Origin of the sequence: Phenylobacterium sp. VNQ135, from assembly GCF_049445735.1 — a bacterium.
In the GTDB taxonomy this organism is placed as follows: domain Bacteria; phylum Pseudomonadota; class Alphaproteobacteria; order Caulobacterales; family Caulobacteraceae; genus Phenylobacterium.
This window is the reverse complement of the sequence record NZ_JBMSDS010000004.1, coordinates 413,509-427,954: the sequence shown is the minus strand read 5'-3', so window position 1 is coordinate 427,954 and position 14,446 is coordinate 413,509. Positions and strand designations below refer to the sequence as shown.

Genomic DNA, 14,446 nt, shown 5'->3' with positions numbered 1-14,446 from the left:
CGCCCTGGCGGGCGGCCCTTCGAAGTCAGGCGAGGTTCGGCCTAGCCGGTGATGCGGTAGCGGCCGTCGCCGTCCGGGCAGACGCGGACATAGCGGTAGTCGTTGCCGTAGGTGTCGACCGGCGCCGGGGCCAGGCGACAGCGCTGGCGCGTGTAGTAGCTCTGGTCGTAGGAGCCGTAGCGCCACGAGCGGCTTTCCCGATAGGGCACCGTGTCGTTGTACGTGAAGTACGGGCCGCGGCTGTCGCACTTGTACTTGTCGTTGGCGTTGCCGACGGCGGCGCCGAGGCCGCCGCCCACCAGGGCGCCCAGGACGGCGCCTTCGGTGCGGGCGTTGCGGGCGGCCACGTTCGACCCCAGCACGCCGCCGACGATCGCGCCCAGCACCCCGGCCGTCACGGTCGAGTTGTTGTTGCAGCGGACGTTCGTCGAGGCGTTCGAGCCGTAATAGCCGGCGTAGGGGGCGCTACGGCCCGCATAGGGGCCGCTGCGGTTCCAGTAGGCTTCGTCCCACACCGGGCGCGCATAGCGGCGCTCGTACGAGCCGTAGCCGTAGCGGGCGTCGTAGCGGGCGCGGGCGCGCTCCCAGTCCGCCAGGCGGCGATCGTAGTCGGCGCGGGCGGCGCGATAGTCCTGACGGGCCTCGCGATAGGCCTCGCGGCTGTCCTGGTACTGCTCGCGCTGCGCCTCGTATTCGCGCTGGGCGCGCTGGTAGTCGTCGGTCGGACGATAGTATTGGGCGTAGGCGGGGGCCGCGGTGGCAAGCGCCAGCACCGAAGCCATCCCGATCTTCGTGATCTTGTTCATAGCCAAGTCGCTCCGTTTCTCCTCAAGCTCTCCTCGGGGCGCGGGTGCTGTGTCAGGGCAGCCGCGCCTGCGACGAAGACGCGCCGGTCTGCCTCCGGCCCCCCGAAACGGATGCAGGTCTGGCTCGACCTCGGGCCTTCAAACGATCAGGCGATAACCCGGTTGCACCCGGTATCAGGTTCCGGTCTGCGCGTTGGGGGCCGCCACCGGCTTGCTTTCGGGCGAACCCCTCTGGCGCAGCACGATGGCCAGCACGACCAGTACGGCGGTCGAGAGGAACTCGCTCTGCCAGTTCTGGAAGCTCTCGAACCAGAACTGCGGACTGTGCAGGTGTTCGAGCAGACCGGGCGGGGGCTGTCCGTGCATCTGCGCCTCCTCGGCCGCGAGCTGGGCGCTGTGGGTGAAATGCAGGGTGAACGAGATGAGGAAGAGGACCGCCAAGGCCAGGCCCAGCGACTGGCCGTAGAGCGCCCGCACGAAGCCGCCGGCCTTCACCGGCCACGGGGCGTCGGGCTGGTCGGCGTCGAGCGCGGGGTCGCGATCCTGCGGCGCGGGCTTGTCGGGGTCCTTGGATTCCGGCGACCCGCGCTGGAACAGGAAGGCCGTCAGCGTGACATAGGTCCACATTTGCAGGAACTCGCTCTCCCAGTTCTCGAACAGCGCGGAGAGGAACTGGGCGGAGTGCAGGAACTGGGCGAGGCCGATGAGCGGCATCTGGTGCTCGAACCGCTCCTGGTTCTCGACGCCCAGGCCGGACAACATCTGGCCGACCAGGCTGATCAGGAACAGCGTAAGCAACGCCAGCGTCAGGCCGTTGTCGCGGAGGAACGTCTTCATGGCTGCTGAAGCCTGCAACCACGGCCCCGGTTCCCGGCTTGTTAGGTGGGCGGTTCGCGCCTAGTTTCCGCCGCCTCTGGACGACTTGAGGAAGCCCTTCCCGCATGGCCGCGCACTATCTCGAATTCGAGCGTCCGATCGCCGACCTCGAGGCCAAGATCGAGGAACTCTCGCGGCTGTCGGAGACCGCCGCGGCGGGATCGCTGGACGAAGAGATCGAGGCGCTGCGGGCCCGGGCCCAGGAGATGCGCCGCGAGGCCTACGCCAACCTCGACGCCTGGCAGAAGACCCAGGTGGCGCGCCATCCCGAGCGCCCGCACTTCGTCGACTATGTCGGCGCGCTGATCGAGGACTTCCAGGAGCTGCGCGGCGACCGCGCGTTCGCCGACGACCAGGCGGTGATGGGCGGCCTCGGCCGGTTCCGCGGGATGCCGGTGGTGGTGATGGGCCACGAGAAGGGGCGCGACACCGTGGGCCGGGTGAAGCACAACTTCGGCTACGCCCGGCCCGAGGGCTATCGCAAGGCGATCCGGCTGATGGAACTGGCCGAGCGCTTCAACCTGCCGGTGATCAGCTTCGTCGACACCGCCGGCGCCTACCCGGGTGTGGCGTCCGAGGAGCGCGGGGTCGCCGAGGCGATCGCCCGATCCACCGAGAAGTGCCTGATGCTGGAGACGCCCAATGTGGCGGTGATCACCGGCGAGGGCGGGTCGGGCGGGGCGATCGCCATCGCAGCGTGCAGCAAGGTGCTGATCCTGGAACACGCCATCTATTCGGTGATCGCGCCCGAAGGGGCCAATTCGATCCTGTGGCGCGGCGCGCGCACGGCGGGCGAGGCGGCCAAGGCCATGAAGATCACCGCCCAGGATCTGGAGCGGATGAAGATCGTCGATCGCATCATCCCGGAGCCGGCGGGCGGCGCCCATTCCGATCCCGAAGCCGCGATGCGGGCGGTCGGCGACGCCGTCGAAGACGAGCTGAAGGCCATGTCCCAGCTCGACGCCGCGACCCTGAAGAGCCAGCGCGCCGAGCGCTTCTACGCCATCGGCCGCAGCGGGCTGCAGTAGCGGGCGGACAAGCCGGTTGCCTGACGTCGCGTCCGGCGCTTCAGTGTCGGCCAAACAGATGTTTGGAAGGCGGTTCCCATGGCGCTGAAGACGCGGTTCACCGAGACGTTCGGGATCGAGCATCCCATCGTGCAGGGCGGGATGCAGTGGGTCGGCCGCGCCGAGCTGGTCGCGGCCGTGGCCAACGCCGGCGGCCTGGGCTTCATCACCGCCCTGACCCAGCCGACGCCTGACGACCTGCGTCGCGAGATCGACCGCTGCCGCAAGCTGACGGACAAGCCGTTCGGCGTGAACCTGACGATCCTGCCGGCCATCACGCCTCCGCCCTATGCCGAGTACCGGCAGGCGATCATCGACGGCGGCGTGAAGATCGTCGAGACGGCGGGCTACAAGCCCCAGGAGCACGTCGACCACTTCAAGGAGCACGGGATCAAGGTGATCCATAAGTGCACCGCGGTCCGCCACGCGCTGTCGGCCGAGCGCATGGGCGTCGACGCCATCTCCATCGACGGCCTGGAGTGCGCCGGCCATCCGGGCGAGGACGACGTGGGCGGCCTGATCCTGATCCCCGCCGCCGCCGACAAGGTGAAGATCCCGATGATCGCTTCGGGCGGTTTCGGCGACGCCCGCGGCCTGGTGGCGGCGCTGGCCCTGGGCGCCGACGGCGTCAACATGGGCACCCGCTTCATGTGCACGGTCGAGAGCCCGATCCACCAGAAGGTGAAGGAGCAGATCGTCGCTAATGACGAGCGCCAGACCAACCTGATCTTCCGCACGATGCACAACACCGCACGGGTGGCGAAGAACGCCGTCTCGGACGAGGTCGTGGCCATCGAACGCCGCGGGGGCGCCACGTTCGAGGACGTGAAGGACCTTGTGGCCGGCGCCCGCGGGCGGGTCGTCTACGAGCAGGGCGATCCCGACTACGGCATCTGGTCGGCGGGCCAGGTCCAGGGCCTGATCCATGACATCCCGACCTGCGCCGAGCTGATCTCGCGCATGGTGCGCGAGGCCGAGGAGATCATCACCGGACGGCTCGCCGGGGTTGTAACCCAGCGTTCGATGCAGCCCGCCTGATCGCCGCCGACCGGCGGGTGGAGTCGCTTGTTGGATGCAATCCGGGAACCGCGGTCCGGGAACGGCGTGAGAAGAGGCAGATTTTGCCCCTTTGACGTCATGTCGCTGTGACGTTCCTGTCACACTGACGCCACAACTAGAAGCTTAGCCGTAAAGGTTCGGTCGAGGTGCGTTGACCACCTGCGACCGCACCTCGCCTAGTGCCCCGATAACTAGTTCTAGGGGCATCTACGTGAACACCAGGAATGTGCTGCTCGGTTCGAGCGCTCTGATCAGCGCCGCTGTGCTGGGCCTCGCCGCGCCCGCCGCGGCTCAAACGACGAACAACCCGTCCGCCACGGCCGCGCCGTCGGACGTCGCGGTGGAAGAGATCACCGTCACCGGCTCGCGGATCCGCCGCACCGAGTTCAACTCGGCCCAGCCGGTGACCATCCTGACGACGGACGCCGCGGAACTGCGGGGCGCGGTCAACACCGCCCAGGTTCTCCAGACCCTGCCGGTGGGCGCGACCGCCCAGCAGATCAACGACAACTTCACCGGCTTCGTCACCACCGGCGGCGGCGGCGCCAACACCATTTCGCTGCGCGGGCTGGGCGCCCAGCGCACGCTCGCGCTGATCAACGGCCGCCGGGCGGGGCCCGCCGGCGTCGGCGGCACCGTCGGCCCGTTCGACCTGAACACCATCCCCTCGTCGCTGGTCGACCGGATCGAGATCCTCTCGGGCGGCGCCTCGGCGGTCTACGGCTCGGACGCCGTGGCCGGCGTGGTCAACTTCTTCACCGAAGAGGAGGACGATCGCTGGAAGTTCGAACTGTTCGGCTCCGTGCCGCAGAAGTCCGGCGGTGAGGAGTACCGCGCCAGCGTGAGCAAGGGCTTCAAGTTCGACCGCGGCCACCTGCAGGTGGCGGGCGAGTTCTACAAGAACGAAGGTCTCCGCTTCAAAGACCGCAGCTACCTCGAATGCCCGGTCGACTATGTGTCGAGCCCCGAGACGCGCGAGCGCCTCGATCTGCGCGATCCGGCGACGGGTGACTTCAAGTGCCTGAACACGCTGACGGGCATCTACGTCGTCGGCTCGAACCGGTACATTTCCGACCCGACGGCAGTGGCCAATGGGTTCGACCTGAACGGCTTCCGGCGCGTGAACGCCACCGTCACGGCTCTGAACGGCGACATCAACCCGAACGTCGCGGGCGTCCAGCCGATCTACGCGGCCCTGATCCCGGCCTGCGCCGGTCAGAACGTGCCGGCCAACGTCGACGCCAACTGCTCCGCCGCCCGCCTGGCCTTCGCCCGCGCCAACCAGGCGATCCAGCCGACGGACAGCGCCATCCAGGGCTACCGCCACGCGCGTTCGCCGGTCGAGCGCAAGACCCTGTTCGTCAGCGGCGGCTATGACCTGACCGACAGCGTCCAGGCCTACACCGAGCTGCTCTACAGCAACCGCAAGTCTGAGCAGCGCAGCATCCGGCAGGTCGGTCCGACGATTTCGGCCGCCAACCCGAACAACCCGTTCAACGTCGCGAACAACCCGGCCTACAACAACGGCCCCTACGGCCCCCGCGCGGCATCGAGCGCCGCGCCGATCTTCGTGCTGCCGGTCACGCGCGACCAGGACGTCGACTATTATCGCGGCGTGCTGGGGCTGAAGGGCGAACTGCCGGCAAGCGTGCCCTACATCGGCGAGTGGACCTGGGACCTCTACGGCCAGTACTCGCGCTCGGAAGGCACCTACGGTCAGGACTTCTTCTACCTGGACCGCCTGAACGCCGTCGTCGGCCCGCAGATCTGCAACCAGGCGCTCGTCACGATCTCGGCCAACCAGCCGAACGCGACCTGCCCGACGAACGTCAACCTGTTCAAGACCTCGACCGTCGGCGCGAGCATCCTGACGCCGGAAGAGTACGCCTTCCTCAACGGCTATGAGACGGGCGAGACCACCTACGTGCACAAGTACGTGGAAGGCACGCTGTCGGGCGACCTGTTCGACCTGCCGGCCGGCCCGCTCGGCGTGGCCGTCGGCTTCCACATCCGCAAGGAGTCGATCGACGATCTGCCGGGCTACAACTCGCGCAACAGCAACTACTCCGGCGCGGCGGCCGCCGGCGCGACCAAGGGTAACGACACCGTCAAGGAAGTCTTCGGGGAATTGAACATCCCGCTGCTCCGCGACCTGCCGTTCGCGCACCGGGCGGAGCTGAACCTCTCGGGCCGCGTGTCCGACTACAAGAGCTACGGCACCAGCGAGACGTACCGCATCAACGGCACCTGGAACATCACGCCGGAAGTGGCCCTCCGTGGCTCCACCGGCACGAACTTCCGCGCGCCGGCGCTGTACGAGCTGTACCTGGGCGCCTCGACCAGCTTCCAGGCCCAGAACACCGACCCCTGCTACCAGTTCGGTTCGGACCCGGCGGTCACCGAGCGCCAGCGGGCGAACTGCGCCGCGCAGGGCATCACGCCGAACTCCACCTTCGGCGGCGCGGGCTCGTACACGATCTTCGCGCAAGGCGGCCAAGGCTATCTGAAGGCCGAGAAGTCCGACTCCTGGTCGATCGGCGTCGTCTACTCGCCGGAGTGGGCGGCCCTGAACGTCTCGCTCGACTACTCGGAGATCGAGATCAACGACCAGGTGCAGCGGTTCGGATCGGTGAACATCCTCGAGGAGTGCTACGACTCCCCGAACTTCCCGAACGATCCCTACTGCTCGCTGATCACGCGGAACCTCGATGCGAGCTCGCCGACCTTCGGTGAAGTGCTGACGGTCAACGACGCCTACCTGAACGTGTCGAAGCAGTGGAACCACTCGCTCGACCTGAACATCAACTACCGGCACGAGCTGCCGCGCGACCTCGGCCGCCTGACCTTCGCCGGCCAGTTCACCTGGGTGCTCGAGTGGTACACCCAGCTGACCGAGGAGACCGATCCGGAGAAGAACAACGGCTTCACCGGCTATCCGGACTTCGCGGGCAACGTCAGCCTGGTGTGGGACCTGAACGACAAGTGGACCTTCGCCTGGGCCACCCAGATGTTCGGCAAGACGTCTGACGTGGACGACGCGATCAGCGGCTACGGCACGGACATCATCACCTACCGGGATCAGCCGGGTGGTGGCTACGTGAAGCGCCACATCGAGTTCCACGCCCAGCATGACGTGTCGGTGCGCCGGACCTTCGACAACGACCTCGAGATCACCTTCGGCATCAACAACCTCTTCAACGAAGAGCCGCCGTTCATCTCGACCAGCGGCGCGAGCCGCTTCTCGAACCTGCGCCTGACCTCGCAGTACGACGTCGTCGGCCGCCGCGCCTTCGTGAACCTGAAGAAGGCGTTCTAAGGTCCAGGACGACCCGAGGAGTGTTGAGGGCGGCGGGCTTCGGTCCGCCGCCCTTTTCTTTTGCGGATCAGGCCAGGCCGCGCAGGGTCGCGGTCAGTTCCTCGACCGCGGCCTCGGTGGTCGCCCACGAGCACATGAAGCGCACCGAGCCGTCGAGGAACCGGTAGGCGAACCAGCCCGAGGCGTGGAGGCGCGAGAGCGTGGCGTCGTCCATCTCCACGAAGACGCCATTGGCCTCGACCGGGTGGGTCACGCGGAAGGGCATGGCCTCGGCCAGCTTCCGCGCCATGGCGTTGGCGTGGGCCGCATGGCGGAGGAAGGCGCCCGAGCCCAGCATGCCGATGAAAGGCGCGGCGTAGAAGCGACCCTTGGACGGGAGCTGGCCCGCCTGTTTCAGGCGCGCGTCGAAGCGGCGGGCGAGCTGGCGGTCGAAGATCACGACGGCTTCGGTCGGCGGCATGCCGGCCTTGGTGCCGCCGACGACCAGGACGTCGACGCCCAGGTCCTTGATGGCCTTCAGGTCGAACCCGCGCGCCGCCGCATTAGCCAGGCGCGCGCCGTCCAGATGAACGCCGTAGCCCTTGGCCTTCACAGGTGCGGTCAGGGCCTTCAGTTCGGCGGCGGTATAGACCGTGCCGTATTCGGTGGCGTTGGTGAGCGACAGCGCCGCCGCCGGCTGGCGATAGGAGACGTCGGGCGCCTCCAGGGGCGCCTTCAGCTGGCCAGGGTCGATCTTGCCCGAGGCACCGCCCAGGCGGACCAGGCCGACGCCCTGGCCGAAGAAGCCCGGCGCGCCGGTCTCGTCGGTGCAGACGTGGGCGTGCTCGTGGGCCAGCACCGCTTCGAAGGGCCGCGCCAGCGCCGCCAGCGACACCGCGTTGGCCGCCGTGCCTGAGGCCACGAACCGCACCTCGGCGTCGGCGTCCAGGAGTTCGCGCACGAGGTCGGCGGCCTTGGCGCTGACGGGGTCCGTTCCGTAGCCCGACGTGAAGCCGGTATTGGCGGCGACCAGCGCGTCCAGCGCCTCCGGTGCGGCCGGGGCGGTGTTGTCCGAGGCGAAGTCGTAGCGGGCGTGCGTCATGCCCGCCGTTTAGCGGTCAGACCGTGCGGCCCCAAGCCCGGATCTCGTCCACGAAGAGGTCCGGCTCCTCCATGGCCGCGAAGTGGCCGCCGCGCGGCATGTCTGTCCAGCGGACGATGTTGTAGGCCCGCTCGGCCCAGCTTCGGGGCGGCGCGGTGTAGAGCGGCTCGCCGGGGAAGTTGGCGAAGGCGGTCGGCGTCTCGCAGCGCTCGCCGGGCTTCAGCGCCACGCCGCCTTCCTCGATCAGGCCGCGGTAGTACCAGGCCCCCGTCGTGAAGCTGCCGGTCATCACATAGAGCATGATGTTGGTCAGCAGCCGGTCCTTCGGGAACGCCTCGTCCAGGCTCCTGGCCGACAGGTCTGCCCAGTCGTGGAAGCGCTCGGCGATCCACGCCGCCTGGCCTACCGGGTTGCCCACCGCCATCCAGGCGAGCGACTGGGGCTTGGACGCCTGTAGGCGGAAGTAGGCGCCCATCACGTCCATCATGGCCTGCTGGCGCTGGATCCAGGCGACCTCGGCGTCATCCTTCGGACCGCCCGCCGGGCGGAAGCCGATCATGTTCAGGTGGATGGCCTTTGCGCGGGCGCCGTGGTCGTGCCCGAGCCAGGAGGTTACGAGTCCGCCCCAGTCGCCCCCCTGCGCCAGATAGCTGTCGTAGCCCAGCACCTCGGTCATCAGGCTGTTGAACAGGCGCGCCGTGAGCCGCTGGCCGACGGGTCTCGCCGGCTTCGACGAGAAGCCGAAGCCGGGCAGCGACGGAATCACGAGGTCGAACGCGTCCTCCGCATTGCCGCCGTGGCGGCTCGGGAAGGCGAGCTTCTCGGCGGCCTCCCAGAACTCGTAGTGCGACCCCGGCCAGCCGTGCGTCAGGATCAGCGGCCGCCGCCCGCCCGCCTCGCCGACGAGGTGGACGAAATGGATGTCGAACTCCTCGACCCTGGCCGTGAACTGCGGGAAGCGGTTGAGCTCCGCCATCGCGGCCCGCCAATCGTAGGCCTCGGTCCAGTGGCGGCAGAGCGCCTGCAGGTACCGGGCGTCGCATCCGTACGCCCAGCCGTCGTCCACCTGCGGCGCCGGCGGCCAGGGATAGGCGCGCACCTGCGCCAGCACCGCCTCGACCGCCTTGGCGGTCCAGGCGACTTCGAACGGCGCAGGCTTCGGCATGGCGGCTCCTTGCTTCGTCGCATGAACCTCGACGGATGACGTCGCGGCGGTCAAGCTCGCGCCGGAGTCGGGGGCAGGCGGATGGCCGAAGCGGGCAGCGCGAAGATTTGGCGTCGGCTGGCGGCGGCGGCGGTCGACGGCGTGTTCTTCGTCCTGGCGGCCAGCCTGATGTCGGTCGTGCTCTACAGCGCCACCGACGGCCGGTTCCGGGCCTATGTCTTTCAACCGATCGATCGCTGCGAGGCGGCGGCCAGCATCGCGCCGGGCGTAGCCAGGGCCGCCGTTTCGGCGATCCCCGGCGCGACCGCCCGGGTGGTTTCGGCCACGGCCTGCCGGCGGCTGTTCCTCGGCCTGGAGAGCGGCCGCTTCGTTTCGGTGAACGTCGAGGCCCAGCAGGGCGAGACGGTGATGGGCGCAGCGGTGCTGCAGCCCGTGAACCGCAAGGGCGAGCCGGTGCGCCCGCTGTCGCTGGGCTGGGCCTATCCCTTGGCGTTCGTGCTGTGCATGGCTGTGGGCGAGGGCGTGCTGGGCGGCACGCCGGGCAAGGCCGCGTTGGCCCTGCGGGTGGTCGCCGCGAACGGCGGCCGGCTGGGCTTCGCCCGCGCGCTCGCCCGCAACCTCGTGGTCTATGGCTGGCTCGTCGCCGGAGCGCTCCTGGTGGCGGCCCTGCCGCATCTGGGCCGGGCCGCGCCGGGCGTTATGGCCTTCGCTCGGGAGGTCCGCCTGGCCGAGCTGACCGTCGTCGGCGGGCTGGCGCTCCTGGCGCTGGCCCTGCTGCTCGCCGGCCGGCCGGACCCCGCCTATGACCGCTGGACGAGCGCGAGGGTGGTTCGCGTCTAGGCCGCTCCGGGGCGCAGGCCCCGGCTGATCGCTTGGCCGAGCGCGTGGTGCAGGTCCTTGGCCGTGCCCGGCGGGAGCTTGCCGGCCAGCTCCAGCACGACGCAGCCGTGGGCGGCCGCCCAGAACATCGTGCCCACCTCTTCGGCGTCGCCGGCCAACACGCCGTTGGCGATCAGGTCCTGGACGTAGTCCCTCAGCGTGGCGCGGGCGCGGCGTCCGGCCTCGACCAGCTCTGGATACTCGCCCTCGTCCGGCTGGTTCAGGTCGAACATCAGCTTGTACGTATGCGGATGCTCCAGCGCGAAGGTGACATAGGCGTCGCCCACCGCCGCGCCCTTGCGCCGAGCGTCGCCGTCGGTCTGGTCGCGCGCCTTCTCAAGCGCCTCAGCGAAGCGGTTGAACCCGTTGGTCCGCACGGCTGCGAGGATGTCGTTCTTGTCCTGGAAGTAGCGATAGGGCGTCATCGGCGAGACGCCCAGGGCGGCCGCGAGCTGGCGCATCGTCACCGCGTCCGGCCCCCGCTCGGCGAACAATCGCTCGGCAGCGGTGCACAGGCGTCCGCGGAAGTCGGCGACGTCGGTTTCGGTCAGCACACGAGGCATCGGGACTCACGATCGACAAAGCGCTTGCCAAGGCGTAGACCTTACCTCATAAATTTACAACGTAAGTTGTCGCTAAGGCAGCGGGAGGAACGGCCATGGACGGCGATGCGCGCATCAATCCCTATCTGGCGGGCAACTTCGCGCCGATCCGGTCGGAGGACGACTTCGACCTGACGGTGAAGGGCGAGATCACGCGGGAGCTCCGCGGCGCCCTGTTCCGCATCGGCCCCAATCCTCAGTTCGAGCCGCGCGATCCCAACCACCACTGGTTCGGCGGCGACGGCATGGTCCATGGCTTCTACGTCGAGGACGGCCGCGTCTCTTACCGCAACCGCTACGTCCGCACGCCCAAGTGGGAGCTGGAGCACGAGCACGGCCGATCGCTGTTCGGCTCGTTCGGCAATCCGATGACGACCGATCCGATCGCCCTCGGCAACGAGGGCGGCGTGGCCAACACCAACATCGTCTGGCACGCCGGCCGCCTGCTGGCGCTGGAAGAAGGGCACCACCCCTTCGAGATGGGGCCAAGGGACCTGTCGTCGCTGGGCTATGTCCGGCCCTACGGCGGGCGGGTCACGGCTCACCCGAAGATCGATCCCGTCACGGGCGAGATGGTCTGGTTCGCCTATGGCGTCGGCGACATGCCGCTGTCGGCGGGCATGAGTTACGGCGTCACCGATGCGAACGGGCAGGTCGTCCGTCGCGACGAGTTCCAGGCGCCGTACGCCTCGATGGTCCACGACTTCATGGTCACCGAGAACCACGTGCTGTTCCCGGTCCTGCCGCTGACCGGCAGCCTGGAGCGGGCCATGAACGGCAAGCCGGCCTTCGCCTGGGAGCCGGAGAAGGGCGCCTACGTCGGCGTCATGCGCCGCGACGGCGCGGTGGACGACATCCGCTGGTTCAACACCGAGGCCTGCTACGTCTTCCACCCGCTGAACGCCTGGGAGGAAGGCGGCAAGCTCTTCGCCGACGTCATGCGCTACGACCAGGCGCCGCTGTTCCCCAATGCCGACGGCTCGCCGGGCGGCAAGGCGGCGGCGCGGCTGGTGCGCTGGACCTTCGACCTGGACGGCGACAGCGACGCGATCCGGGAAGAGCCCCTGGACGATCTCGACGGCGAGTTCCCCCGCGTCGATCCCCGCGTCGAAACGCGCAAGCACCGCCACGGCTGGTACGCCGCCGACCCGTCAGGCTCCAAGACCGTCAAACAGACCGCCATCGCCCACATCGACCTGCAGACGGGCCGCCGCCAGGCCTATGAGCTCACCGGCGGCGACATGACCTCCGAGCCCGTCTTTGTGCCTCGTTCGGCCGATGGGCCGGAAGGCGACGGCTGGCTGACGGCGGTGGTCTGGCGGGCGGCCGAGAACCGCTCGGACCTGCTGATCTTCGAGGCGCAGGACGTGGCGAAGGGGCCGGTCGCCACGGCCGAGATGCCGCGCCGCGTGCCCTTCGGTTTTCACGGCAACTGGGCGAGCTTCTAGACTCCGCCGCCGGAACATGGTCCTGCGGACGCCGACCAGACGGGGGAGGGGTCCGATGCGGAAGTGGCTTTGCGGCATGGCTGTCGCGGCGGCGGCCGGGAGCGCCGTGGCGGCGCCTGATCTTTCCGACCGCCGGGACTTCGACTTCGCCGACCGCGGCTTCCTGGGCACGCGTGACGATCCGAAGATCACGGCCGCCGACGGCCGGCTCGTCTGGGATCTCTCGGCCTACGACTTCCTGAAGGGCGATGCGCCGCCCAGCGTGAACCCCAGCCTGTGGCGCCAGTCCCAGCTCCTCGCGAAGAATGGCCTGTTCAAAGTCGCCGACGGCGTCTGGCAGGTGCGCGGCTTCGACCTTGCCAACGCCACCTTCATCGCCGGCAAGAGCGGCTGGATCGTCATCGATCCGCTGACCTCGGCCGAGACCGCGAAGGCCGCCCTGGACCTTGCCAACGCCAGGCTGGGCGCGCGTCCCGTCGTGGCGATCATCTACACCCACAGCCACGTGGACCACTTCGGCGGCGCGCGGGGCATCGTGACCCAGGCGGACCTGGACGCCGGCCGGGTCCAGGTGATCGCTCCGGAAGGCTTCCTGGAGCATGCGGTCAGCGAGAACATCATCGCAGGCCCCGCGATGCAGCGCCGCGCTACCTATCAGTTCGGCAGCTTCCTGCCGAAGGGACCGGCCGGGCAGGTCAACGCCGGCATCGGCATGGCGGTGAGCGCCGGAACCCAGACCCTCGTGCCGCCGAACGTCGACGTCGTGCGCACCGGCCAGACCCTGACCGTCGATGGCGTGCGGATGGAGTTCCAGCTCACGCCGAACACCGAGGCGCCGGCGGAGATGAACATCTACCTGCCGGACCTGAAGGCCCTGTGCCTCGCCGAGAACGCCAACGCCACCATGCACAACGTACTGACGCCGCGCGGGGCGCTGGTGCGCGACGCCAAGGTGTGGGCGGACTCGCTCACGGAGTCCCTGCGCCTCTACGGCGACCGGACCGACGTCGTGTTCACCAGCCACGCCTGGCCGCGGTTCGGCCGCGCCGCGATCGCGGACTACGTCGCCAAGCACCGGGACGCCTACAAATACCTGCACGACCAGACCGTCCGCCTGATGAACGACGGCCTGACGGGGGCCGAGATCGCCAATCGCCTCAAGCTGCCCGAGGTCCTGGACCGGGAATGGTACAACCGTGGCTACTACGGGACGGTCAGCTTCAACAGCCGCGCGGTCTACCAGCGCTACATGGGGTGGTACGACGCCAATCCGGTGAACCTCGCGCCGCTGGAGCCGGCTGACGAGAGCGCCCGCTACGTCGCCGCGATGGGCGGCCCGGCGAAGGTGCTGGCCGAGGCGCGGAAGGCCTTCGAGGCCGGGGACGACCGCTGGGCCGCCACGCTCGCCAATCGCCTGGTGCTGGCGGACGCGAAGGATACGGAGGCCCGCGGCCTGCTGGCCCGCATCTACGAGCGGCAGGCGGCCGGGGCGGAGAGCGCGCTGTGGCGGAACATGTACCTGGCTGGCGCCCACGAACTGCGCGAGGGCGTGCCGAAGGCCGGTGGGCGGGGCGCGTCGTCCGAGCTGGTGCGCAACACGCCGACGGGCATGCTGCTCGACCTGCTGTCGGTCCGGCTCGATCCTGCGAAGTCGAAGGGGCAATCCGCCGTGGTCGACCTCATCTTCCCCGAGCGGAAGGAGCGCTTCCGCGTTTCGGTGCGCAACGACGTGCTGACCTGGGAGGCCGATCCGAAGGGCGACGCCGCCGACGGGGCGGTCACCCTGCCGCGGGCCCAGTTCCTGGCTGCGGCCCTGGCCGGCGCGCCGGCGCCCGCCGGAGCCGAGCCGCTGGGACGTCTGCTCGGATGGCTGTCAGCGCCGCGCGCCGACTTCCCGATCGTTACGCGCTGACGCTTCGTCGGGCTTGCACTCGACCTCGTCGACCAGGCGCTCGCCGCGCCAGACTTCGACGAACGGCGCACCGTCCTCGCAGAGCTCCTCGGCCTGCGCCTTGGCGGCGGCGTCGTTGGGCGCCGTGACCCACACGCCGCTGCGGATCTCACGCCTTTTGTCGAGGCGAAACGCTCGATAGGTCGCCATGTTCAGCCTTTCTCCGAGGCTAAACAGAACGAGCTTGGCGGCAATC

12 protein-coding genes are annotated in these 14,446 nt (G+C 69.1%); 6 read left to right on the top strand and 6 right to left on the bottom strand.

Features of this window, described 5'->3' with window-relative positions:
• Positions 1-41 precede the first annotated feature (41 nt).
• Both ACO2Q0_RS16790 and ACO2Q0_RS16785 read right to left on the bottom strand, forming a co-directional pair.
• Positions 42-806, bottom strand: coding sequence for a glycine zipper 2TM domain-containing protein (locus ACO2Q0_RS16790; RefSeq protein ID WP_423352669.1), 765 nt, complete (start codon positions 804-806; stop codon positions 42-44).
• A gap of 174 nt (positions 807-980) precedes the next feature.
• Positions 981-1,643, bottom strand: a complete 663-nt coding sequence (locus ACO2Q0_RS16785; protein ID WP_423352668.1) for a DUF6766 family protein — start codon at positions 1,641-1,643, stop codon at positions 981-983.
• A 104-nt stretch (positions 1,644-1,747) separates the two neighbouring features.
• On the opposite strand from ACO2Q0_RS16785, the gene ACO2Q0_RS16780 reads away from it, so the two are divergent.
• The 3 genes from ACO2Q0_RS16780 to ACO2Q0_RS16770 all read left to right on the top strand — a co-directional run bounded on the left by ACO2Q0_RS16780 (position 1,748) and on the right by ACO2Q0_RS16770 (position 7,124).
• On the top strand, positions 1,748-2,710 hold the full coding sequence (locus ACO2Q0_RS16780; RefSeq protein WP_423352667.1) for an acetyl-CoA carboxylase carboxyltransferase subunit alpha: 963 nt from the start codon (positions 1,748-1,750) through the stop codon (positions 2,708-2,710).
• Between the two features lie 78 nt (positions 2,711-2,788).
• The gene (locus ACO2Q0_RS16775; protein WP_423352666.1) at positions 2,789-3,787 is read left to right on the top strand and encodes an NAD(P)H-dependent flavin oxidoreductase; all 999 of its coding nucleotides are present in this window, start codon (positions 2,789-2,791) and stop codon (positions 3,785-3,787) included.
• A 232-nt stretch (positions 3,788-4,019) separates the two neighbouring features.
• Positions 4,020-7,124 carry a TonB-dependent receptor plug domain-containing protein gene (locus tag ACO2Q0_RS16770; protein ID WP_423352665.1) on the top strand — a complete coding sequence of 1,035 codons (3,105 nt, stop codon included), beginning with the start codon at positions 4,020-4,022 and terminating at the stop codon, positions 7,122-7,124.
• Between the two features lie 67 nt (positions 7,125-7,191).
• Here the strand turns inward: ACO2Q0_RS16770 and ACO2Q0_RS16765 are convergent, their stop codons facing one another.
• Entirely contained in the window at positions 7,192-8,205 is a 1,014-nt protein-coding gene (locus tag ACO2Q0_RS16765) for a threonine aldolase family protein (protein WP_423352664.1), read from the bottom strand.
• Between the two features lie 16 nt (positions 8,206-8,221).
• A complete protein-coding gene (locus ACO2Q0_RS16760; RefSeq protein ID WP_423352663.1) occupies positions 8,222-9,370 on the bottom strand; it encodes an epoxide hydrolase family protein in 1,149 nt (382 codons plus the stop codon).
• An 81-nt stretch (positions 9,371-9,451) separates the two neighbouring features.
• On the opposite strand from ACO2Q0_RS16760, the gene ACO2Q0_RS16755 reads away from it, so the two are divergent.
• A complete protein-coding gene (locus ACO2Q0_RS16755) occupies positions 9,452-10,210 on the top strand; it encodes an RDD family protein (RefSeq protein WP_423352662.1) in 759 nt (252 codons plus the stop codon).
• Here the strand turns inward: ACO2Q0_RS16755 and ACO2Q0_RS16750 are convergent.
• Entirely contained in the window at positions 10,207-10,812 is a 606-nt protein-coding gene (locus ACO2Q0_RS16750; RefSeq protein WP_423352661.1) for a TetR/AcrR family transcriptional regulator, read from the bottom strand. The two genes, ACO2Q0_RS16755 and ACO2Q0_RS16750, sit on opposite strands and share 4 nt — an antisense overlap.
• Positions 10,813-10,907: 95 nt before the next feature.
• On the opposite strand from ACO2Q0_RS16750, the gene ACO2Q0_RS16745 reads away from it, so the two are divergent.
• Entirely contained in the window at positions 10,908-12,299 is a 1,392-nt protein-coding gene (locus ACO2Q0_RS16745) for a carotenoid oxygenase family protein (protein ID WP_423352660.1), read from the top strand.
• Positions 12,300-12,354: 55 nt separating this feature from the next.
• Positions 12,355-14,211, top strand: a complete 1,857-nt coding sequence (locus tag ACO2Q0_RS16740; RefSeq protein WP_423352659.1) for an alkyl/aryl-sulfatase — start codon at positions 12,355-12,357, stop codon at positions 14,209-14,211.
• Here ACO2Q0_RS16740 and ACO2Q0_RS16735 read toward each other — a convergent pair.
• Positions 14,173-14,400, bottom strand: a complete 228-nt coding sequence (locus ACO2Q0_RS16735) for a hypothetical protein (RefSeq protein WP_423352658.1) — start codon at positions 14,398-14,400, stop codon at positions 14,173-14,175. The two genes, ACO2Q0_RS16740 and ACO2Q0_RS16735, sit on opposite strands and share 39 nt — an antisense overlap.
• Positions 14,401-14,446 lie beyond the last annotated feature (46 nt).

Excerpts from the sequence above, each read along its gene's own strand:
- ACO2Q0_RS16780 (WP_423352667.1), top strand. The coding sequence starts at position 1,748 with ATGGCCGCGCACTATCTCGAATTCGAGCGTCCGATCGCCGACCTCGAG.
- ACO2Q0_RS16755 (WP_423352662.1), top strand. The coding sequence starts at position 9,452 with ATGGCCGAAGCGGGCAGCGCGAAGATTTGGCGTCGGCTGGCGGCGGCG.
- ACO2Q0_RS16765 (WP_423352664.1), bottom strand. The coding sequence starts at position 8,205 with ATGACGCACGCCCGCTACGACTTCGCCTCGGACAACACCGCCCCGGCC.
- ACO2Q0_RS16785 (WP_423352668.1), bottom strand. The coding sequence starts at position 1,643 with ATGAAGACGTTCCTCCGCGACAACGGCCTGACGCTGGCGTTGCTTACG.
- ACO2Q0_RS16740 (WP_423352659.1), top strand. The coding sequence starts at position 12,355 with ATGCGGAAGTGGCTTTGCGGCATGGCTGTCGCGGCGGCGGCCGGGAGC.
- ACO2Q0_RS16760 (WP_423352663.1), bottom strand. The coding sequence starts at position 9,370 with ATGCCGAAGCCTGCGCCGTTCGAAGTCGCCTGGACCGCCAAGGCGGTC.
- ACO2Q0_RS16745 (WP_423352660.1), top strand. The coding sequence starts at position 10,908 with ATGGACGGCGATGCGCGCATCAATCCCTATCTGGCGGGCAACTTCGCG.
- ACO2Q0_RS16775 (WP_423352666.1), top strand. The coding sequence starts at position 2,789 with ATGGCGCTGAAGACGCGGTTCACCGAGACGTTCGGGATCGAGCATCCC.
- ACO2Q0_RS16735 (WP_423352658.1), bottom strand. The coding sequence starts at position 14,400 with ATGGCGACCTATCGAGCGTTTCGCCTCGACAAAAGGCGTGAGATCCGC.
- ACO2Q0_RS16750 (WP_423352661.1), bottom strand. The coding sequence starts at position 10,812 with ATGCCTCGTGTGCTGACCGAAACCGACGTCGCCGACTTCCGCGGACGC.
- ACO2Q0_RS16790 (WP_423352669.1), bottom strand. The coding sequence starts at position 806 with ATGAACAAGATCACGAAGATCGGGATGGCTTCGGTGCTGGCGCTTGCC.